The organism is Pseudomonas hefeiensis (assembly GCF_030687835.1).
GTDB classification, from domain to species: Bacteria; Pseudomonadota; Gammaproteobacteria; order Pseudomonadales; family Pseudomonadaceae; genus Aquipseudomonas; species Aquipseudomonas hefeiensis.
In genome coordinates this window covers 2,779,621-2,799,443 of sequence record NZ_CP117449.1, presented here as the reverse complement: position 1 = coordinate 2,799,443, position 19,823 = coordinate 2,779,621, and the positions used below count along the sequence as shown (strand labels likewise).

The window sequence follows — 19,823 nt, the reverse complement described above, 5'->3', positions numbered from 1 at the left end:
GCTCTTAGCGCCCGCTCATTCACCCACAGCCGTTGCGGAGGAACCTGCGCCATATTTGCTCAACAGTTTCAGCGTCACGCCATTCGTCCAGCCAAAACCGTCCTGCAACTCATATTCGCCACCTCCCCCGCCATCTCCCCGCCCGGATACGTCGTATTTCTCTACCAGTTTGTCTTCCTTACGATAGAGATTGTGTACCTGTTGCAGAAAGCGAGTGCCAATCTGTTGCGCCAGCGCGGTGTGTCCGTAGCGATCCAGTCCCTCAACCGCCACCCACTGCAGCGGCGCCCAACCATTGGGTTCGTCCCACTGTTGGCCATTGCTGACCTGCGTGGTGGCAATGCCCCCGGGGCGCAACAGGCCATCGCGTACCGCTTCGGCCGTGCGTTTGGCGTGCTCGGTGGAGGCAAGGCCCGTGTAGAGGGGAAACAGCGTCGCGGCAGTCAGTTGCGGGCGTTGACGCTTCTGCTGCCAGTCGTAGTCCACGTAAAACCCTGCATCGGCATTCCACAAATGCTGTTCAATCGCGCGCTGACGACGTTCTGCGCGCTGACCATAGGCCTGGGTACATAGCGTGTTTTGCACGGTTTCACAAGCCTTAGCGATGGTGCGTTCCAGATGATAGAGCAGGCTGTTCAGATCCACCGGCACAATGGAGGTGGTGCGTATGCTCGCAAGGTTCTGACCATCGCCGAGCCAGCGCGAACTGAAGTCCCAACCGCTTTCCGCGCCGGCACGCAGGTCACGCCAGACCTCTTGCCTGGGTCTGTTCGAGGCCTGTTCGGCGGTTTTGACATCTTGCAACCAGGACTCCTGTCGCGGCGTCGAACTGGCGTCCCAATAGCGATTGAGCACGCTGCCATCGGCGAGCTTGACCACGTGTTCAGCGGCGGTGCCGGGTTTGAGCGCTCGGGCGCCTTGCATCCAATAGGCATATTCCTTCTGCAATTGTGGAAGGTAGCGCCCAAAAGCCTGGTCACCTTCGATGTGCGCCTGCAACTGCACCATGTAGGCGAAGAATGGCGGTTGTGAGCGGCTCAGGTAGTAAGTGCGATTGCCATTGGGAATGTGCCCGTACGTGTCGATCATGTAGGCAAAGTTATCGGTCATCTGGCGCACCTGCGCCTGATCACCGCTTTGTTCAAGCCCGAGCATGGTGAAGTAGGAATCCCAGTAGTACATCTCGCGAAAGCGCCCGCCTGGAACGACATAGGGTTGCGGCAAGGGCAACAGGCTGCTGTAGGGCGGCACCTGGCGATAGGTGCGACTTAACACGGGCCAAAGGCTGTCGATGTGCGCTTGAATTGGCGCGCCCGGTTTCGGTGCCGGGCTTTGCGCTTCGCCAGACTCGATGAAATTGTCCTTCACGAAGGTTTCGAGATCGAAGTCGCTGTTGTCGCGACGAGCCAGGTACTCGGCACGGATTTTCGATGGGTTACGGGTGGGCAGTGCATCGACGAAATGCTTCTGGTCGGTGAACAGCTGGTTGTTCTGCACGGCTTCGAACAACTCAGGATACGCCTGGTCGGGCGGCAGATTGGCCCGACCCTTGGCATCCATGTAGCTCCAGGTCGCGGGCGGTTGGCTTGAGCACGCCGCGCACAGCAACGCGGCGAAGGACAGGCTGGTGAAATACATTGGTCGCATCAGCGGCTCCATCATTTGTCGTTCCTGACAAACGACTGACATGACCGAACAAACCCGGTTCATTAAATGTCGCCGAATCGACAGCTGGAACAAGAGAGGCCAAACTCAAGTTTTTCCACATCGCCAGGACCGATCGCCCCCATGCTCGATGTCCCCCGGTTTCGACGGATGACACTCAAGCGCGCATAGGCCCAGCCGATAACACATTATGTCAACGGCTCCCAGGCCTCGCTGGCACTGCTGGTTACATAAGGTAATTCTCGATGATTTTGCCGCTTAACCGCCTTCTGATGTGCTGCGTCCTGATGTTCCTGGCTGCAAGTGCAGCCGTGCCAAACGCCGCCGCAGAGACTGCGCTGCGCATCGTTACCGAAGAACTGCCGCCCTATAACATGACGCAGAACGGGCGAGTGACTGGTATGAGCACCGAGGTGGTCCAGGCGGTGCTCAAGGAGGTCGGCGTAGAGGCGTCCATTCAGCCCATGCCTTGGGCCCGGGCCTACGAACTGGCGCTTAATGAAAGTAACGTGTTGATCTATTCAATCGCCCGAACACCTGCGCGCGAAGCACTTTTCCAGTGGGTCGGGGCCATCGCCCCGACCCAGTGGTACCTATACTCGCTGGCTGAGCGCCCGGTAAAACTCAACTCACTGGAGGATGCCCACGGTCACCAGATTGCCACCGTCAATCAGGACGTGGGTGAGCAATACCTGGTGTCAGAGGGTTTCCGCATTGGTAAAGACCTTCAGTCGAGCAACAAGTACGAACACAACTACCGCAAGCTCAAGGTCGATCACGTGGAGCTATGGATTTCCAATGAGCTCAACGCGCTGTACCTGACCCGCCAGAATGGCGAAGACCCGGACAAAGTGCTGGTCCGCTCGCTGGCGCTTCCCGAATTGAGCAGTCAGGATGGCTTGAGCATGGCGTTCAGTCGCAAGACGCCGGCCGCAACGGTCGAGAGATTCCGCTCTGCCCTTGAGACCATCCGCCGCAATGGCGTTTACGATGCCATCATGCGCAAGTGGTTATGACATGGCCGACGATTTTCGGACTGTCCCCATCCACCCGCCAAAAACCAGGACGTTCAGCTCGCTGGGACGGCGTCTGGTTTTGGCTACGCTGTTGTTCTGCCTGTGCTTCACCCTGGCGATGGTCACGCTGCGTACCTGGCAGGCCTGGGAAAACAATCTGGCGCAGATGAATTCGGAACTGGTTCTGATCGACCAGGTGTTCCAGAACACCTTGGCCCATGCCATTTGGGAAATGGACCGTGAGTCGTTGGACAAACAGATCACCAGCGTCGCGAAGGCGCCGCCGGTGGGCCGCGTGGTGTTGAACATTCTGCGGCCAGGACAATCGCCTGAAATCATCGAGTTCAATCGCTATGCCACCGATACATCTGGTGTGGCGCCGGTGGTGCATCGCCAGCTCGTCGCGCAGCCCTACATCGGTGCCAACGAAAAGGTCGGTGAACTGACCATCGAGGGCGATAACAACCTGCTTTGGGAGCGTCTCTGGGACGAAGCGCGCAGCATCGTCATCACTCAGGTGATCCAGTCGTTGCTGCTGGCAGGCCTGGTCATGACCATGTTCAACCGCCTGGTGACCGTACACGTTGTCCATATCGCCCGGCATCTGGGGAAACTCTCACCACAGACACTCAACTTCCATCTCAAGCTGCAACGTTCGGTCCAGCGCCAGGACGAGTTGAGCCTGCTCGAATCCAAAGTCAATGCACTGCAAGACAACCTCCGCGCCCATTTGGAACGCCAGCACTCGGACGAACTGGCCCTTGCAGCCAGCCGCGACCAGTTGGCCGAACTGGTCGAGGCGCGCACCTCGGAACTCAAGACCGCCAACCAGGCCCTCGAAGCGCTGTCGCGTCACGATGCCTTGACGGGCTTGGCCAACCGTCGTTATTTCGATGAACTGAAGGATGTCGAATTCCGCCGTGCGATCCGCCACAACACCCCGCTGGCCGTGCTGATGTGCGATGTCGACTTCTTCAAGATCTACAACGACACCTACGGCCATATCAAGGGGGACGAGTGTTTGAAACAGATCGCCGGGGCTCTGAGCAGTGTGTTCGGCCGCTCCGGCGAGCTGACCGCGCGCCTGGGAGGTGAAGAGTTCGTTGTGGTGTTGCCCAACATCGACGCCAGCCAGGCATGCGGGGCAGCCCAGCGGCTTCGTGAAAGCCTGGCGGAACTTGAACTGCCCCATAGCGGCTCGGCGGTTTCGCCCTTTGTCACCCTGAGCATCGGCGTCGCCGAACTGGACACCGAAACCATGGACCACTTCGACCAACTGCTGCAACGCGCCGACCAGGCGTTGTACCGGGCCAAACGCCAGGGACGCAATTGCGTCGCTTTATAAAACCATCGTGTGCAGCGAGGTCTGTATGCACTACCGTCTGATGCTCTGCTCTTGCATGCTCCTGACCCTGATCAGCGTGAAAAGTCACGCCGAGGCGATTGAAGTCGTGACCGAAGACTCGTTATACGCCTACCTGCGTGAAGGCGAGCTCGTCGGACCGGGTACTCGAATAGCCGACGAGACGTTGAAGGGCGCAGGGATCAGCGATTACCGTATGTTGCTGTACCCATGGGCACGCGCCTACGAAAAGGCCTTGCATGAACCCAATGTGATGATCTTCCCACTTGATCGCACGCCGGCCCGCGAGCAGATGTTCAAATGGGTGGGCGAAATACATCGGGCGACGACCAAGCTTTACAAGCTGCGTGAGCGTGACGGCATAGCCGTTGACAACCTTGAAGATGCCAAGCAATACAGCATAGGCGTGGTGCGCAATGACACCAAGCAGGTTTACCTGCAGCAGAAAGGCTTCACCCGCCTGGTGATATCGGCGGACAACCACGATAATTTTCAAAAACTGCTGAATCATCAAGTCCAGTTGCTGCCGATGCCCGAGAACACTGCGCGCCTGATGAGCAAAGATGCCCAGGTGGATTTCACGTCACTGGAAGAGGTGTTTTCCCTTGATGAACAACCCCACAGAGTTCACATGGCCTTTAGTCTGAGCACGCCAGACGAGATCGTCACCAGAGCTCAACGGGCTTTCGCGCAGCTCAAGGCGTCAGGCGAAGTGGACCGGATCATGACTCAAGAGCGTTAGCCGGCGGGCGTAATGCTGTACTTGTACGCGGGGTGATTTGCTGACGCTGACCCTCCTATGGCAGGCTTGGGCCAGAGCTTTTTTCGCGGTTCACGCGGTCACTGCAAATCGGCAATGAGGCACCTCCCATGAGCAAAGCGCCCTATGTCCCGCCCAGAGTCTGGAAACATAACGCCCCCTCTGGCGGCCAGTTCGCCAACATCAACCGCCCTACCGCCGGGCCGACCCATGAAAAAGTACTGCCAGTGGGCGAACATCCGTTGCAACTCTATTCACTGGCCACGCCCAATGGCGTGAAGGTGACCATCCTCCTGGAAGAGCTGCTGGCGCTGGGGCATACCGGCGCGGAATATGACGCCTGGTTGATTCGTATCAACGAGGGCGACCAGTTCTCCAGTGGTTTTGTCCAGATCAACCCGAACTCAAAAATCCCGGCATTGCTCGATCGCAGCGTGGAGCCACCGATCCGGGTTTTCGAGTCTGGTTCGATCCTGCTGTACCTGGCGGAAAAATTCGGCGCCTTCCTGCCCACCGACCCGGCCGGGCGCACCGAAACCCTGAACTGGTTGTTCTGGCAGATGGGTGCAGCGCCCTACCTGGGCGGAGGCTTCGGGCATTTCTACGCGTATGCGCCCGATAAGCTTGAATACCCCATCAATCGCTTCACCATGGAAACCAAACGCCAGCTCGACGTCCTGGATCGTCGTCTTGGTGAAAGCCAATACCTGGCCGCAGACAGCTATACCATCGCCGATATCGCGGTCTGGCCCTGGTATGGTCAACTGGTTCGCGACAACGTGTACTCGGCTGCCGAGTTCCTTGCTGCCCACGAATATACCCATGTGCAACGCTGGGCCGAGGAGATCGCCAATCGGCCGGCGGTGATCCGTGGGCAACGAGTCAACCGCACGTGGGGCGATGAAGCGAGCCAGGTGCCGGAGCGGCATCGGGCTGGGGATCTGGGTTGAAGGGTCCGGGCCGGTCTTTTCCTGTCAGCGCCGGATGTCTCTCATGAATGTCATCGGCCACCCCGAACGGGCGGCCGTGGCTGAGGACCTTCAAACTTCAGTTAGATTGGTTGGCCGCCTGGGCCGCTTCGATCAATTCGGTGCCGATCTGGGTTTCGAAGGCTTTCCAGGCTGGACGCACTGCGTCGCGCCAGGCATCACGTTGCTGCGGGGTCAGGCTGATGATCTCGCTCTTGCCTGAATCGATGATGCCCTGCTTGGCCTTCTGATTGAGCACCTCGGCCTGCTTGTTCACTTCGACAGTGACCTCATCGATGATCTGCTCCAGCTCATCGCGTACATCTACCGGCAAACCATTCCAGAACTTGGTGTTGGCGATCAGCAGGTAGTTACCGATCGCATGGTTGGACTCGGTCATGTACTTCTGCACTTCATAGTATTTCTGGGAATAGATGTTCGACCAGGGGTTGTCCTGAGCATTCACCACTCCCGTCTGCAGGCCCTGGTATATCTCGGCGAACGCCATCTTGCGCGGCACCGCGCGCAACGCGCTGTATTGTGCGGCCTGCAGGTCAGACGGCTGCACACGGAACTTCTGCCCGCGAGCATCACTTGGCTTGACCAGCGGCTTGTTCGCGGTCAACTGGCGCATGCCGTTGAGCCAGTAGGCCAGCCCGGTGATGCCCTTGCCTTCCATTGACCTGAGCAGCGCCTTGCCTTTGTCCGACTGTTGAAAGCGCTGCGCCGCCGCTACATCGTCGAACAGGAACATCAAGTCGAACAACTGCAATTGCTTGGTGTACTGCTCCAGTTTCGAGGGCGCCGGCGCCAACATCTGCACCTCTCCCAGCAGCAAGGCTTCCATCTCCTTGCCATCGCCGTACAACGACGAATTGGAGTAGACCTGCACGTCGACTTTACCCGGCAGGCGCTCCTCCACTAACTTCTTGAACATCAGGGCGCCCTGCCCCTTGGGCGTGCTGTCGGCGGTGATGTGGGAGAACTTGATCAGAATCGGCTCGGCGGCCTGGGCAGACAACCCACCGACCAGAGCAAAGCTGGCAAGCAGGCCGGTCAGGCCACGACGCACGGATGGATACTTCATGGTGAGCTCCTATTGTTTTTGTTCGAGCGGTGGGGACGCGTCCCCCCTCAGTCCGTTTGGACTCTACCCCCGTCCCTACGCGACTGAAATTCATATTTGAACAACGCTGCCTTCGGCTTTCACGAAGGCTCATTCATGGACGTCTCCCTCTGCTCGCTGGTCATCAGGTGCTCGAGCATCTGGCGTGCCGTCATCGACAGCGCTTCCAGGCTGCGTACGGCGATCTTCAACTCGCGACGCGCCCAGGGATCGTCCAACGCAATGACCCGCACATCGAGCGCCGGCAAATAGGTCCGCACGGCAAGTTCCGGCAGGATGCCGATCCCCATGCCGGTGTGGATCATCCGGCAAATGGCCTCGAAGCTGCGCACCTGGATACGCAGGCGCAATGGCGTGCCCAAATGACGCGCAGCCTGCTGCAGCAGGCTGTGCAACGAGGCGTCCTGCTGCAGGCCGATAAAGTCGTAGCCGACGGCGTCGCGCAGGCTGATGCTGCTGCGCTCGGCCAGCGGATGCTCGCGTGGGGTGACCAGCACCAACCGATCGTGGCGGTAGCTAAACACCTGCACCTCGTCGGCAGGCACATGCCCGGCGAAAATACCGATATCGGTCAGCCCTTCGCGCACCGCACGGATGGCTTCGCTGCTGACCCGCTCTTCCAGATCGATTTTGACCTGCGGGTGCAACCGGGTAAAAGCGCTGAGGTCCTCGGGCAAAAACTCGATCACCGCCGAGGTGTTGGCGTGAATGCGCACATGTCCCTTGACCCCCTCGCTGAACTCGCTGAGGTCGGCATTGAGCTGCGCAAGGTTGTCCATCACATTGCGTGCGTGATGCAGCAAGGCATGTCCGGCCGGGGTCAGTTCGACGCCCTTGGGCTGACGGTAGAGCAAGGCGATTCCCAACTGGTTTTCCAGGTCACTGACCCGTTTGCTCACCGCCGCCAGGGCCAGATGCTCGCGCTCGGCGGCCTTGGTCAGGCTGCGCTCATCAGCGATGGCGACGAACAGCTTGAGAGTGACGAAATCGATACGACGCATAGGCGCGGCCTCCTGTCAGTCGTGTATCACGACGTGCAGCACGATAAAGAACAGTTTCAAGGTTCTCACAGGTGGTACTTCGCAGGATACGAAGCCTGGCTTGGTCATTGATCAATTGTTCAGACCATGGGCCTGAGCCATCCTGCCTGCCAAAGAACAGCGCACGACCCAAAGGTGCAGACATGACAGAACAACACGTAAGCAGCATGGCGCTGCAAGGCCTGAAGGTCCTGGAAATGGGCCAACTGATCGCTGGCCCCTTCGCCAGTAAGATGCTCGGTGAGTTTGGTGCCCAGGTGATCAAGATCGAGCCGCCGGGTGTTGGCGATCCGTTGCGCAAGTGGCGCAAGCTCAAGGACGGCACCTCGCTCTGGTGGCATGTGCAGTCGCGCAACAAGCAGTCCCTGACCCTCAACCTGAAGGCGGCGGAAGGTCAGGACATTGTCCGCCGGCTGGTTGCCGAAGCCGATGTACTGGTCGAGAACTTTCGCCCCGGCACTCTGGAAGGTTGGGGCCTGGGCTGGGACACGCTGTCGAAGATCAACCCGCGCCTGATCATGCTGCGCATCTCTGGCTACGGGCAGACCGGCCCCTATCGTGATCGCCCCGGCTTCGGTGTCATCGGCGAGGCCATGGGCGGCCTGCGCCACCTCACCGGTCACCCGGGTCAGGCACCGGTGCGTGTCGGCATCAGCCTGGGCGATTCGTTGTCTTCACTGTATGGCGTCATCGGCGTGCTTCTCGCCTTGCAGGAGCGCCAGAACAGCGGCATGGGCCAGTTCATTGACGTGGCGCTGTACGAATCGGTGTTTGCGATGATGGAAAGCCTGGTGCCGGAGTACGACGCCTGCGGTTATATTCGCGAGCCCGCCGGCAGTGCCCTGCCGGGCATCACTCCGTCCAACTCCTATCCCTGCGGCGACGGTCATTTCGTATTGATTGCCGGCAATGGTGACAGTATCTACAAACGATTGATGCAACTGATCGGTCGCCAGGATCTGGCCGACGACCCGCGCCTGGCGCAGAACGACGGACGTGGCGAACACGCCGAGCGCATCGATGCGGCCATCGCCGAGTGGACCCTGCAACACGACCGGGACCAGGTCCTGGAGGCACTGAATCAGGCGTTGGTGCCGGCCGGTTTCCCCTACACCGCCGCCGATATCGTCCAGGACCCGCACTACCTGGCGCGCCAGATGATCGAGACCGTGCAAACCAGCGCCGGCGCGCTGAAAGTGCCGGGTGTACTGCCCAAACTCAGCCGCACCCCGGGCCGTCTCGGCGCCGGTGGCCCAGGGCTGGGCGAGCACACCGACGACCTGCTGGCCGGCCTGGGCCTGAGCGGCGAACAGGTCCGCGGCTTGCGCGAGCGCGGCATCATCTGAACAAGGGCGCGCCTGCAAAAAAGCCTGCGCCCGTCATCGATACCCGGAGAACCGCCCCATGAGCAAACGCCTGTACATCCAGGAAGTCGTCACCCGCGACGGCTTCCAGAGCGAAGCCCAGTTCATCCCCAGCGAAGACAAGATCGCCCTGATCGATCGTCTGGCGCAAACCGGGTTGGCGAAAATCGAAGTCACCTCTTTCACCTCGCCCAAAGCGATTCCCAGCCTACGCGATGCCGAAGAGGTGATGCGCGGCATCCGTCGCGTGCCAGGGGTGGAATACTGCGTGCTGGTGCCCAACGTGAAAGGCTGTGAGCGGGCATTGGCCTGTCAGGTCGACGAAATCAACCTGGTGATGTCGGCCAGCGACAGCCACGGCATGGCCAACCTGCGCATGACTGCCGAACAATCGCTCGAGCAGTTCCGCCAGATCATTGCCGTCAGCCAGGGTAGCGGCGTGTTCATCAACGCCTCATTGTCGACTGCCTTCGGCTGCCCGTTCGAAGGCCAGGTAGCCGAAGCCCGGGTCCATGAGCTGATCCAACGCTTGCTGGACATCGGTGTGCAGGGCGTGACCTTGTGTGACACCACTGGCATGGCCGATCCGGCGCAGGTCGCACGCATCTGCCGTGAAGCCCTGGCGCGCTGGCCGCAAACCCAGTTTACCCTGCACTTTCACAACACCCGAGGCATGGGACTGGCCAATGCACTGGCGGCACTGGACGCCGGTATTGATCGTTTCGATGCCTCGCTCGGTGGGCTGGGCGGCTGCCCCTATGCGCCTGGCGCCAGCGGGAATATTTGCAGTGAGGATCTGGTACACATGTTCCAACGCATGGGGCTGGACACTGGCGTCGACCTGGACAAATTGCTGGCGGTGGCGGCCACCCTGCCGACGCTGGTCGGCCACCCGGTGCCAGGGGCAATCCTCAAGGCCGGCAAGTCCGACCGACGTTATGCAAAAGCTCAATAGAAACACAGCCGATAGCCTCGGGCCGAGGCTAGCCCGCCGATAGTAGAGCGCCTCACGGCGCCCTCCAGCATCCGCCAATATTGTTATTGCGTCCTGCACAGACCATTCAAATCTCCTGGCTTTATAGCCAGAGCCCCTGCCTTGTAAGCTCCCTCTCGATCCCCATTGGCGACAAAACCCTTGAGTCATTGCCGATCATCGACCCGGTTTGAACGCGACGGTGTCCATCGCCAATCAGTGTCTTCAATGTCGCCACGGATCTTCTCTTCGCAGACTGGGAGTCAACAATGAAGCTACAGGTCAATGAACGCGAACTGGAAGTGGATGCGCCCGCCGATATGCCGCTGCTGTGGGTCATTCGAGACCTCATGAGCATGACCGGCACCAAGTTCGGTTGCGGGATGGGCCTATGCGGCGCCTGCACCGTGCATATCGACGGCTCGCCCCAGCGCAGTTGCATCACGCCGGTCGGTGCCCTGGCCGGTAAAAAAATCACCACCATCGAAGGGCTGTCAGCCGATATCGGCCATCCGGTTCAGCGTGCCTGGACCGAACTGGATGTCGTCCAGTGCGGCTATTGCCAGTCCGGCCAGATCATGTCCGCCGCTGCATTGTTGGCCAGCAACCCCGCCCCCACCGACGCCGACATCGATCAGGCCATGGCCGGGAATATATGTCGCTGCGGTACGTACCAGCGCATTCGTTTGGCAATCCACCGCGCCGCCGAATTGAGCAAGACCTAACCCCATCCTCTCAGCCACCTTTCAGCCAGGGAGTGCTCTGCAATGAATGCCGTGATTGTCTCTTCTCGTCGCAGTTTTCTTAAGTCTGGTGCCGTGCTCGGCAGTGGCCTGATTGTCGGTTTCACGGTGCCTGCTGGCCGACGCCTGATGGCGCAAGTCCTCGAGTCCCCCGAGTTCGCGCCCAATGCATTTCTGCGCATAGCACCGGATGACAGCATCACTATTATGCTGGCTCATTCCGAAATGGGTCAGGGGGTCTGGACCACCCTGACCCTGCTCATCGCCGAAGAACTGGACGCTGACTGGAACACACTCAAGGTCGAGCATGCGCCGGCCGCCGCCGTCTATGCCAGCCCTCAGCGTGGGTTTCAGGCCACCGTCGGCTCTTCCAGCATTCGTGAAGAGTTCGAGCGCTATCGCCGTGCAGGCGCAATGGCGCGGGCGCTGTTGATCCAGGCGGCTGCTATTCGTCTTGCCCAGCCACCCAGCTCATTGCGCACAGAACATGGAGAGGTCATCGCCGGCAATACCCGTCTGCGTTATGGCGAACTGGCCGAACAGGCCGCCACGCTCCCGGTGCCGGATCCGGCGACACTGTCCCTGAAAGATCCGGCTGCCTGGACGCTGATCGGCAAGGGCGCCTTACGGCTGGACTCGCCAGAGAAGATCAGCGGTCGCGCGAAGTATGGCATCGACATCCAGTTCGACGGGTTGCTCTGCGCCGTGGTTGCACGGGCGCCGATGCTCGGCGGCAGCGTCCGCACCTTCGATGCGACGCAGGCCAAGGCACTGCCTGGCGTACGCCATGTGGTTCAGGTCCCCAGCGGCATTGCGGTCGTCGCTGATCATTACTGGGCGGCCAAGCGCGGGCGCGATGCGCTGCAAGTGCAATGGGAGGCTGCAAACGGCAGCGTCATCCTCGACAGCGACCAGCAACGCCAGGATTTAACCGCGCTGACCCACACCCGGGGTCAAGTCGTCGCGCAGCGCGGCGAGGTGGACCAAGCACAGAAGACTGCGGGCAAGGTCATCGAGATGGCGTACACCGTGCCCTACCTCGCGCACGCCACAATGGAGCCACTCAACTGCACCGTGAAACTCAGCGACGACGGCTGTGACATCTGGGTCGGCAGCCAGATGCAAACGTTCAATCAACGAACCGCCGCCAAGATCACCGGTCTAGCCCCTGAGCAAATCCGTATTCACACCACGTTCCTGGGCGGCGGTTTTGGCAGGCGGGCCCTGCAGGATTTCATCGCCGAAGCGGTGGAGGTCGCCAAGGCTGTGAATGTGCCGGTGAAAACCCTCTGGAGCCGCGAGGATGACATGCAGGGTGGTTACTACCGTTCAGCCTTCGCACAACACCTGCGCGTTGCCTTGGGGCCGGACGGGCGACCGCTAGCCTGGTCGCAAACCACTGCGGGTCAGTCGATCTTTCCGGATGCGCCGGGCATTCACCCGACGTCGGTCGAAGGCATGAGCGACTCGCCCTACATCATGCGCAGCCCGGCCTATCGGGTCGAAGCGCACTCCCCCCGCTCGAACATACCCGTTTGGTATTGGCGCTCCGTGGGACACAGCCACAACGCGTTCGTCATGGAAAGCGCGGTGGATGAACTGGCACACGCCACCGGACAGGACCCGCTGACGTATCGACGCCTGCTGCTTGAATCGGACCCACGCCACCTGGGCGTGTTGAACCTTGCCGCCGAACGCTTCGGTTGGGGGCGCACGCCGGCGCCGGGACGCGGTCACGGCCTCGCCGTGCATCAATCATTTGGCAGCTACTGTGCCCAGGCGGTGGAGGTTTCCATCGAAGCTGGGAATATCCGCGTTCATCGCGTGGTGTGCGCGATCGACTGCGGCATCCCGGTCAACCCGGACAACATCAAGGCACAGATGGAAAGCGCTATTGTCTTCGGTCTCAGCGCAGCGTTGTTCGGGCAGATGAGCATCAAGGAGGGTCGTATCCAACAGTCCAACTTTCACGATTACCGGGTGCTTCGCATCAACGAAATGCCGCAGATCGAGGCGCATGTACTGCCCAGCACCGAGAGCCCTGGCGGTGTAGGCGAACCCGCAACGCCCCCTATCGCTGCGGCGGTGGCCAACGCGGTCTTCGCGCTGACAGGGCAACGCTTGCGTGAACTGCCGCTGCGTCCATCGAGCAGTACATGATGTGGATGACATCAGGTCAGCGGTCCAAACCGTTCGACATACAGGGCGCCCACCCACTCGACAAACACCTTGAGTCGCGGGGAGAGCTGGCGGTGATAGGGATACAACACCGAAACCGGGAGTCCGGGACTGGGCCACTCACCGAGAACCTCGACCAGCTCCCCTGACGCCAGGTATTGCTCCACGCGAAAGCGCGGCACCTGGATCAGTCCGCAGCCGTTCAACGCACAGCAGCAGTAAGACTCGGCATCATTCACTGAAATCCAGCTCCCTGGCTCCAGCTCGACCACTTGGCCGTCAATGACAAAGGTGAAGGGGTAACGTATGTCGTGATTGCTGGCAAAGAAGCCCACGGCCTGATGTTCAGCAAGCTGCTGTGGAGACGTCGGCGTGCCGTGTTCGGCCAGATAGCCGGGGCTGGCACAGACGACTTCAGGCATCAATGCCAGCCGCTTGGCCACCAGCGAAGAATCACGCGGATTACCGGCACGGACCACGCAATCGACGCCTTCGCTCACCAGGTCCACCAGCCGGTCACCGCTGCTGATAACCAGGTCGATTTCGGGGTAGCGCCGATGAAAATCCTGGATGTTCGGGAGGATGATCCGGGTCGCATGGGTCCCGTGCAAATCCAGACGCAAGGTGCCGCGCGGATTCGCCACGACCGTGCTGAGTGAAGACTCGGCGTCCTCCAGATCTGCGAGCACAGCCTTGCATCGCTCATAGAAGGCCTGGCCGTCGAGTGTCGGCCGCACCTGCCGGGTTGTACGCTCGAGCAGACGTGCACCGAGCTGCCGCTCCAGTTCCTTGATGGCCAGCGTGGCTGTAGCTCGCGGGATGTTCAGGCCATTGGCGGCACGAGTAAAACTGCCTTGCTCGATGATGCGGATGAACAGTTGCAAGGCATCGAATTTGTCCATCGGGTGACGCCCTTTTATTGGTGAGGGATGAACAGTCTTACCCGCGATGCCTGACTAATCCATCCCTTCGAAGCAATCAGTATCACTTTCACGACAGCGCAAGGTCCAGCGTGCGCTGATTGTTTATGGGAGGTGAATTGTCATTGCAGCTCCGTCGATTTATCCATCGGCAGGAAGACACCACACTGTCCTCATCAACCTTTAAATAAAACGACCCCAGGACATCATTCAGATGAAACCAACCTCTCATGCTCCCAATGCTGAACAGCCCTCTAAGCTGGTCATCCCGGCCCTGGGTATTTTTTATCAATGGGGCGAGCCTCTCGCTTATGCAATGCTCAGGTTATGCCTGGGAATCATCATGGTGACCCATGGCTTGCCCAAGCTCTTGGGAACTTCACACGGCTCGATGGCGGACCCCATGGCGGGTTCGATTCACTTGATCGAAAACGTGCTGCATCTACCATTCCCCGAGCTATTGGGCCTGTTCGTCGCCTGGCTTGAAGGTTTGGGTGGGTTGCTGCTGGCGCTAGGATTGGCCACCCGACCATTGGCGGTGGCGATGGCAATACAAATGGCGTCGATCGCCTACATCCTTGGCCCGAACTGGCCCTGGATAGACCGTGGCATCGAATACCCGGTACTGATGGGCTTTCTTTTCACTTATATCGCCTTCAAGGGGGCCGGTCGCCACTCACTGGACCGCTTATGGGGTCGTGAATTCTGACGCCTGGTTATGTTTCAACGGCGCTGACGCCCACGCCCAGCGCCTGCTGCCGATTATCGGCACGCTGTCCCAGTTGCCATCCCAGATAGGCCCACAACAGCGCGCAGCCAGCGCCAATCAGCGCCGCCAGGCCGGTGCCCTGCCCCAGCATGTCGAGCAGGCTCTTGGCCCAACCGCTCACCGCATCACCACCGCGATAAACCACGGTGTCAATGAAGTTCTTGGCCTTGTACTTGCTCTCGGCATCCAAGGGGGCGAAGAGCATTTCCCTACCCGGTCGGACGAACGCGTATTCACCGACTCGTCGCACGATCATCAATGCTGCAAGCAGCGCGAAACCAGGGGCCAGCGCAAGGCCCACGAACCCGATGCACATGAGCAGCGGCACGATCGCCAGTAACGCCCGCACCCCCAGCTTCGACGCAATGCGCCCGGTGATGAACAACTGAGACACGAGGGCGCCTGCCTGCACGATGAAGTCAATGGTGCCGAAAACCCGGACCTGCGCCTCGCGACTCGGGAAATGTTCGGCCACCAGGCGAGCCTGCTCGAAGTAAAGAAAGGTGGTGACCGTCGCCAATAACACGACGAACCCGGCAATCCCTAGCAGGTAGGGTGACTTGAGCACCGCCGTCAAACCGCTGAACGGATTGCCCTGCAGTGGCTGCCCAGGGCTTTGCGTCGGCGTGGCACCAGGCCGACCAGCCCCGCCCTTTTCGCGCCATCTCATCAGCGCCCGCTTCAATACAAACGTGACACCGAGCAACAGGGCCGCCAGAAACATCAAGCCCGATGCGCCGACGGTATCAATGAGTGCCGCGCTCAGGGCCGGCCCCAGCAGGCCGCCGATGCTGGCGCCGGCAGCGATGAAGGCAAACAGACGCTTGGCCTGTTCACTGTCGAATACATCCGCCATCAGGCTCCAGGCCACGGACACCACGAACAGGTTATAAACCGATATCCATACGTAAAAAGTACGGGCCAGCCAGACGCTGTCCGATTGAAACTCGAACAGTTCAACGAACATCAGCAAGTTGATCCCGAAGAAGCCGTACACCCAGTCGACGAGGCGCAGGCGCGGGACCCGGGAACTGACCCAGGCAAACAACGGAACGGCCGCCAGCATTACCAGGAAAGTGGCGGTGAACAGCCATTGCAGGTTCTCCACGCCCGCCGCGATGCCCATCGATTCACGTATCGGGCGCAACATGAAGTAGCCGGTGAAGAGGCAGAGAAACAACAAGAACCCGTACAGCGCCGGACGCAGCTCATCATCACGGGCGTTGAGGGCAAGGCTCAGCCGGTGCAAGTAGGAAGACGCACTCATGGAAACTCCTGAAAGGCGGCAACAGGCCAGAGTGGGCACGGAGCGGATTGCCGTGCCCAAGGTTTGATCAGCGGTAGGTGACGCCAGTCAGTCGCTCGGAGACGGTCCAGAGCCGTTCGGCATCCGCCTCATGGGTGGCGGCCGGCGGCATCCTGGCGAAACCCAACGGGCCGCGTTTTTCCTCATCGCCGGTCGGGCCGTAATAGGCACCGCCAACCGCCTCAGGCGCGGTAGCGGCATACAGCGTGGGCAGCGCCCCCTGGGCAGCTGAATGGTATTCGTCGCGATCCTTGGCCCATCGCTGGCCGAACTCGCTGTTCAGCCCCGGACCACGCGCGACCAACTCCGTGACGGCGACGCCTGGATGCGCAGCGATACTGCGAATGTTCCAGCCTGCGGCCTCGCTGCGCTGCTGCAAGGCAAAAGTCCAGTGCAGGATCGCCAGTTTGGACTGCGCGTAGGCGGCCAAAGGCTGGTACTGCTGCTCGGCCTGCAGGTCGTTGAAGTTCATGGCTCCGCGAGCCGCGGCGATGCTGGAAAGGCTCACCACGCGGGCGTCCTGGCTTTGACGTAACAACGGCACCAGCAGGCCGGTCAGCGCGAAGTGTCCCAGGTAGTTGGTCGCCAACTGGAGCTCGAAGCCATCCGCGGAGGTACCCCGCTCAGGAGGCGCCATGACGGCGGCATTGTTGATCAACACATCCAGGCGCGGCAGTCTCTGATTGAGACGCAGGGCCAGGCTGCGTACCGATGAAAGATTGGCCAGATCCACGGCCTCGAACTGCACCTTGGCGTCGGGTACGGACTTTTTGATTTGCGCGATGGCCTGCGCGCCACGCTCCGGGTTGCGCGCAGCAATGATGACGTCGGCACCGGCCCGTGCCAGTGCCAGTGCGTCCTCGTACCCCATGCCGCTCGTGCCGCCGGTGATCAGGACAATTCGACCTTTCTGGGAAGGCATGTCGCGGGTCGACCAGTCCGGTTTCGGCGCGGCGCGACTGGACGCATCGATACTGACCGCACTTAGCAGCAAGGCACCCACGGTCAGTGTTCGAGCCAGTTTCACCAGTCGGCTCAAGGTATTCGAAAGGCCAGTTTCGGTTGCTGCAATTCTGATGCGCATGGTTGAGCTCTCTGTTTGGATGAAGAACCGGTACCGCCGAACGGTCACTGGAGCACGCACACCTCAGACTGCTTCAGAAAGCTGACGCGCTCGGTGACCCCTTGCGAATTCACGTAGGTCATCTTTGCGCGCACGACCTCGCACACCCGCGACTTCGGTTCTTCAATGCGGATGACCCTGGCGATGTCCAGCGGCATGCCATATTCGTAGGCAGGCACATCCGCTTTCTCTTCGGCAACCAGAGGCAAACCGCTCAGAGTGGTGAATGCCAGAAGACTGGCGATCGACACGTTTCGAATGTTCATAGTGGACTCCACGACTGTCCTTACCGGGATGGTCGTAGCACTCTAGGGAGGGGAGCCTGACGTCAAGGTGACTGCTGACTGACAGGAAGATGTCAAACGCCGGCGAGCCACGCCGGCCATCGGGTGATGGCGACTAGCGGGCTGCCTGGCTGGTCAGGGAGAAGCCGAAGGTATTGAAGCCATTTTTGCTGTGGGCGAACACACGGCCACCGTGCATGGACGCTACTGCGCGCACAATGGAGAGGCCCAGGCCATGGTGCGCGTCGCTTCGCGCCCGGGCGACATCGGCGCGATAGAAGCGCTCGAACAAGTGCTGCAGGTGCACGTCGTCAATGGGCTCGCCCGCATTGGAAACGCTCACCCTGGCCTGCACGCCATGGCTTTCCAGACTTACAGTGATGGTGCTCTGCGGCACCGCGTATCGCGCCGCGTTTTGCAGCAGATTGGCCAAAGAGCGGTGAAAAAGGCGTCGGTCGATGCATACGCGCATGTCGCCTTTGATCACCACGTGCAGCTGTTTGTCGTGCAAGACGGGCTCCAGGTACTCCACCGTCTTTGACGCCTCCTCGTAGAGCGAGACATCGCTGAGCTCGGTTGCGCGCTGCCCGCTTTCAGCACCTGCCAGGAACAGCATGTCATTGACGATGGTGCCCATGCGTTCAAGCTCTTCCAGATTCGATTGCAGCAGATCCTGAAGCTCAGCCACATCACGCCCGTGCGCCAACGCGACCTGGGTCTGCCCGATCAGATTGGTCAGCGGTGTTCGCAACTCATGGGCCACATTGGCGTTGAACCCTTCGAGCTGGCACCAGGCGGCCTCCTGACGAGCCAGGGCGCCGTTGAACGACACCGCCAATTCCTGCAATTCGCCAGGCAGCGACTCGGTGTCCAGTCGCTGCTTCGAATCCCCCGGCGGCAGGCTGTTGGCCTGACGGCTCAGCCGCCTGACCGGCCCCAGGCCGAAACGCGCGATCCAGTAACCCAGCAGCGCGACCAGTACGACGCCCAGCGCCGAAGTCAGGATCAGCGTCTTGGTGAAATGGTCCAGGGTCTTCATGAATGGTGTTGAATCGAGCCCCACGATAAAGCGCAACTCCGGGCGATTACCCATGGCAGAGATGGTCTTGACTTGCAGCACCATGGGACGATGCCGGTCGGGTATCGCCATGCTGAAAAATCCATCCGGGCGCTTGGACCAATCCTGGCCGTCCGGCATCGCCCCGCCATAGCTGTAGGCCGGGTCGTCAACCAGGACCCAATAACGCACCCGCTCATCCGTGGGCGTCAGGCCATCCAGCTTTTCACGCAAGCCGACCCAGAACGCCGGCGAATCGTATTTTGCGAGCACCGGATCAAGTACGGAATGGCGCAGGATCAACTCGTTTTGCATCTGATCTTCGAGCGATGTCTTCAAGGAACAGCGCAGCAGCGTCGCGCTGATCGCGGTGATCAGCATGACCGAAAACGCAAACATCAGGGCGAGCCGCTTGGCTATTGATCCTTTCATCATGACGTACCATTTTGTCTGCCATCGGCTTCACGGCTTTCCAGTACATAGCCCATGCCACGGACGGTATGCAGCAGCTTGCGTGGATAAGGCGCATCCACTTTAGCTCGCACACGCTTGATCGCAACTTCGACCACGTTGGCATCACTGTCGAAATTCATATCCCAGACCTGCTCGGCAATCATCAGTTTGGAAAGGATCTCTCCCTGGTGCCGCGCCAGAAGGCTCAACAGACAGAACTCCTTGGCCGTCAGATCCAGCCGCAGCCCGGCCCTGGTCACCTTGCGCGCTTGCAGGTCGACCTCCAGGTCGTCGATGCGCAGATGGGTCAGGTCAGCCGTGTCCGCGGTGCGACGACGGATCAATGCCTGGACGCGCGCGACCAGTTCGGCAAAGGAAAAGGGTTTGCCGAGGTAGTCATCAGCGCCCTCCCGCAGCCCCCTTACGCGATCATCCACCGTCCCCCTGGCCGACAACATGATGACCGGGGTTTTCTTCTGCTGGCGCAAGCCCTCCAGTACGCCATAACCGTCCTTGCCCGGTAACATGACATCAAGGATCACGACGTCATATTCCATTTCCAGCGCGTAGTGCAGCCCATCGATGCCGTTACTCGCCACATCAACAATGTAGCCGAGCTCACTCAGGCCACGGTGCACATAGGAGGAGGTCTTTTCCTCGTCCTCGACGATGAGCAAGCGCATCAGGTAACTCCTCTCGAGAAGCGGGACAACCA

Annotated in this window: 18 protein-coding genes; 9 read left to right on the top strand and 9 right to left on the bottom strand. The window is 60.3% G+C overall.

Annotation, left to right across the window (positions count from 1 at the left end; genetic code table 11):
- Positions 1 to 15 precede the first annotated feature (15 nt).
- Positions 16 to 1,647, bottom strand: coding sequence for an alpha,alpha-trehalase TreA (gene treA / locus PSH57_RS12335; protein ID WP_305389773.1), 1,632 nt, complete (start codon positions 1,645 to 1,647; stop codon positions 16 to 18).
- Between the two features lie 263 nt (positions 1,648 to 1,910).
- Here treA and PSH57_RS12330 point away from each other — a divergent pair, with 263 nt between their 5' ends.
- The 4 genes from PSH57_RS12330 to yghU all read left to right on the top strand — a co-directional run bounded on the left by PSH57_RS12330 (position 1,911) and on the right by yghU (position 5,754).
- On the top strand, positions 1,911 to 2,681 hold the full coding sequence (locus PSH57_RS12330; protein WP_305389771.1) for a substrate-binding periplasmic protein: 771 nt from the start codon (positions 1,911 to 1,913) through the stop codon (positions 2,679 to 2,681).
- A gap of 1 nt (position 2,682) precedes the next feature.
- The gene (locus PSH57_RS12325) at positions 2,683 to 4,026 is read left to right on the top strand and encodes a diguanylate cyclase (protein ID WP_305389770.1); all 1,344 of its coding nucleotides are present in this window, start codon (positions 2,683 to 2,685) and stop codon (positions 4,024 to 4,026) included.
- A 25-nt stretch (positions 4,027 to 4,051) separates the two neighbouring features.
- Entirely contained in the window at positions 4,052 to 4,786 is a 735-nt protein-coding gene (locus PSH57_RS12320; protein ID WP_305389768.1) for a substrate-binding periplasmic protein, read from the top strand.
- A 128-nt stretch (positions 4,787 to 4,914) separates the two neighbouring features.
- Positions 4,915 to 5,754 (top strand): glutathione-dependent disulfide-bond oxidoreductase, encoded by an 840-nt coding sequence (gene yghU, locus PSH57_RS12315; RefSeq protein ID WP_305389767.1) that lies wholly within the window; start codon positions 4,915 to 4,917, stop codon positions 5,752 to 5,754.
- 97 nt (positions 5,755 to 5,851) lie between these two features.
- On the opposite strand, the gene PSH57_RS12310 is transcribed toward yghU, so the two are convergent.
- Positions 5,852 to 6,859 (bottom strand): TRAP transporter substrate-binding protein, encoded by a 1,008-nt coding sequence (locus PSH57_RS12310; RefSeq protein ID WP_305389766.1) that lies wholly within the window; start codon positions 6,857 to 6,859, stop codon positions 5,852 to 5,854.
- 119 nt (positions 6,860 to 6,978) lie between these two features.
- Positions 6,979 to 7,899, bottom strand: a complete 921-nt coding sequence (locus PSH57_RS12305) for a LysR family transcriptional regulator (RefSeq protein WP_305389765.1) — start codon at positions 7,897 to 7,899, stop codon at positions 6,979 to 6,981.
- Positions 7,900 to 8,081: 182 nt separating this feature from the next.
- Here PSH57_RS12305 and PSH57_RS12300 point away from each other — a divergent pair, with 182 nt between their 5' ends.
- From PSH57_RS12300 to PSH57_RS12285, 4 genes are all read left to right on the top strand, one after another.
- Positions 8,082 to 9,284: a CaiB/BaiF CoA transferase family protein gene (locus PSH57_RS12300; protein ID WP_305389763.1), complete on the top strand. Its 1,203-nt coding sequence runs from the start codon at positions 8,082 to 8,084 to the stop codon at positions 9,282 to 9,284.
- 58 nt (positions 9,285 to 9,342) lie between these two features.
- A complete protein-coding gene (locus PSH57_RS12295; protein WP_305389762.1) occupies positions 9,343 to 10,257 on the top strand; it encodes a hydroxymethylglutaryl-CoA lyase in 915 nt (304 codons plus the stop codon).
- Between the two features lie 287 nt (positions 10,258 to 10,544).
- Positions 10,545 to 11,000, top strand: coding sequence for a (2Fe-2S)-binding protein (locus tag PSH57_RS12290; RefSeq protein ID WP_305389760.1), 456 nt, complete (start codon positions 10,545 to 10,547; stop codon positions 10,998 to 11,000).
- Positions 11,001 to 11,042: 42 nt separating this feature from the next.
- A complete protein-coding gene (locus PSH57_RS12285; protein ID WP_305416623.1) occupies positions 11,043 to 13,178 on the top strand; it encodes a xanthine dehydrogenase family protein molybdopterin-binding subunit in 2,136 nt (711 codons plus the stop codon).
- 11 nt (positions 13,179 to 13,189) lie between these two features.
- Here PSH57_RS12285 and PSH57_RS12280 read toward each other — a convergent pair whose 3' ends face one another.
- Entirely contained in the window at positions 13,190 to 14,098 is a 909-nt protein-coding gene (locus PSH57_RS12280) for a LysR family transcriptional regulator (RefSeq protein WP_305416621.1), read from the bottom strand.
- Positions 14,099 to 14,330: 232 nt separating this feature from the next.
- Here PSH57_RS12280 and PSH57_RS12275 point away from each other — a divergent pair, with 232 nt between their 5' ends.
- A complete protein-coding gene (locus tag PSH57_RS12275) occupies positions 14,331 to 14,825 on the top strand; it encodes a DoxX family protein (protein WP_305389757.1) in 495 nt (164 codons plus the stop codon).
- A gap of 7 nt (positions 14,826 to 14,832) precedes the next feature.
- Here the strand turns inward: PSH57_RS12275 and PSH57_RS12270 are convergent, their stop codons facing one another.
- The 5 genes from PSH57_RS12270 to PSH57_RS12250 form a co-directional block, all read right to left on the bottom strand.
- Positions 14,833 to 16,152: an NTP/NDP exchange transporter gene (locus PSH57_RS12270; RefSeq protein ID WP_305389756.1), complete on the bottom strand. Its 1,320-nt coding sequence runs from the start codon at positions 16,150 to 16,152 to the stop codon at positions 14,833 to 14,835.
- Between the two features lie 67 nt (positions 16,153 to 16,219).
- Positions 16,220 to 17,275 carry an oxidoreductase gene (locus PSH57_RS12265; protein WP_305389755.1) on the bottom strand — a complete coding sequence of 352 codons (1,056 nt, stop codon included), beginning with the start codon at positions 17,273 to 17,275 and terminating at the stop codon, positions 16,220 to 16,222.
- Positions 17,276 to 17,319: 44 nt separating this feature from the next.
- On the bottom strand, positions 17,320 to 17,580 hold the full coding sequence (locus tag PSH57_RS12260) for a DUF2790 domain-containing protein (RefSeq protein ID WP_305389754.1): 261 nt from the start codon (positions 17,578 to 17,580) through the stop codon (positions 17,320 to 17,322).
- Between the two features lie 133 nt (positions 17,581 to 17,713).
- Complete coding sequence (locus PSH57_RS12255) at positions 17,714 to 19,054, bottom strand: heavy metal sensor histidine kinase (protein ID WP_305416619.1); 1,341 nt, start codon at positions 19,052 to 19,054, stop codon at positions 17,714 to 17,716.
- A gap of 32 nt (positions 19,055 to 19,086) precedes the next feature.
- Complete coding sequence (locus PSH57_RS12250) at positions 19,087 to 19,791, bottom strand: heavy metal response regulator transcription factor (protein ID WP_305389751.1); 705 nt, start codon at positions 19,789 to 19,791, stop codon at positions 19,087 to 19,089.
- Between the last annotated feature and the right edge of the window lie 32 nt (positions 19,792 to 19,823).

Bases quoted from the DNA above. Each gene is read 5' to 3' on its own strand.
- PSH57_RS12270 (WP_305389756.1), bottom strand. From the start codon at position 16,152: ATGAGTGCGTCTTCCTACTTGCACCGGCTGAGCCTTGCCCTCAACGCC.
- yghU (WP_305389767.1), top strand. From the start codon at position 4,915: ATGAGCAAAGCGCCCTATGTCCCGCCCAGAGTCTGGAAACATAACGCC.
- PSH57_RS12330 (WP_305389771.1), top strand. From the start codon at position 1,911: ATGATTTTGCCGCTTAACCGCCTTCTGATGTGCTGCGTCCTGATGTTC.
- PSH57_RS12280 (WP_305416621.1), bottom strand. From the start codon at position 14,098: ATGGACAAATTCGATGCCTTGCAACTGTTCATCCGCATCATCGAGCAA.
- PSH57_RS12285 (WP_305416623.1), top strand. From the start codon at position 11,043: ATGAATGCCGTGATTGTCTCTTCTCGTCGCAGTTTTCTTAAGTCTGGT.
- PSH57_RS12320 (WP_305389768.1), top strand. From the start codon at position 4,052: ATGCACTACCGTCTGATGCTCTGCTCTTGCATGCTCCTGACCCTGATC.
- PSH57_RS12250 (WP_305389751.1), bottom strand. From the start codon at position 19,791: ATGCGCTTGCTCATCGTCGAGGACGAGGAAAAGACCTCCTCCTATGTG.
- PSH57_RS12310 (WP_305389766.1), bottom strand. From the start codon at position 6,859: ATGAAGTATCCATCCGTGCGTCGTGGCCTGACCGGCCTGCTTGCCAGC.
- PSH57_RS12260 (WP_305389754.1), bottom strand. From the start codon at position 17,580: ATGAACATTCGAAACGTGTCGATCGCCAGTCTTCTGGCATTCACCACT.
- PSH57_RS12255 (WP_305416619.1), bottom strand. From the start codon at position 19,054: ATGTTTGCGTTTTCGGTCATGCTGATCACCGCGATCAGCGCGACGCTG.
- PSH57_RS12305 (WP_305389765.1), bottom strand. From the start codon at position 7,899: ATGCGTCGTATCGATTTCGTCACTCTCAAGCTGTTCGTCGCCATCGCT.
- PSH57_RS12300 (WP_305389763.1), top strand. From the start codon at position 8,082: ATGACAGAACAACACGTAAGCAGCATGGCGCTGCAAGGCCTGAAGGTC.
- PSH57_RS12290 (WP_305389760.1), top strand. From the start codon at position 10,545: ATGAAGCTACAGGTCAATGAACGCGAACTGGAAGTGGATGCGCCCGCC.
- PSH57_RS12325 (WP_305389770.1), top strand. From the start codon at position 2,683: ATGGCCGACGATTTTCGGACTGTCCCCATCCACCCGCCAAAAACCAGG.
- treA (WP_305389773.1), bottom strand. From the start codon at position 1,647: ATGCGACCAATGTATTTCACCAGCCTGTCCTTCGCCGCGTTGCTGTGC.
- PSH57_RS12295 (WP_305389762.1), top strand. From the start codon at position 9,343: ATGAGCAAACGCCTGTACATCCAGGAAGTCGTCACCCGCGACGGCTTC.
- PSH57_RS12265 (WP_305389755.1), bottom strand. From the start codon at position 17,275: ATGCGCATCAGAATTGCAGCAACCGAAACTGGCCTTTCGAATACCTTG.
- PSH57_RS12275 (WP_305389757.1), top strand. From the start codon at position 14,331: ATGAAACCAACCTCTCATGCTCCCAATGCTGAACAGCCCTCTAAGCTG.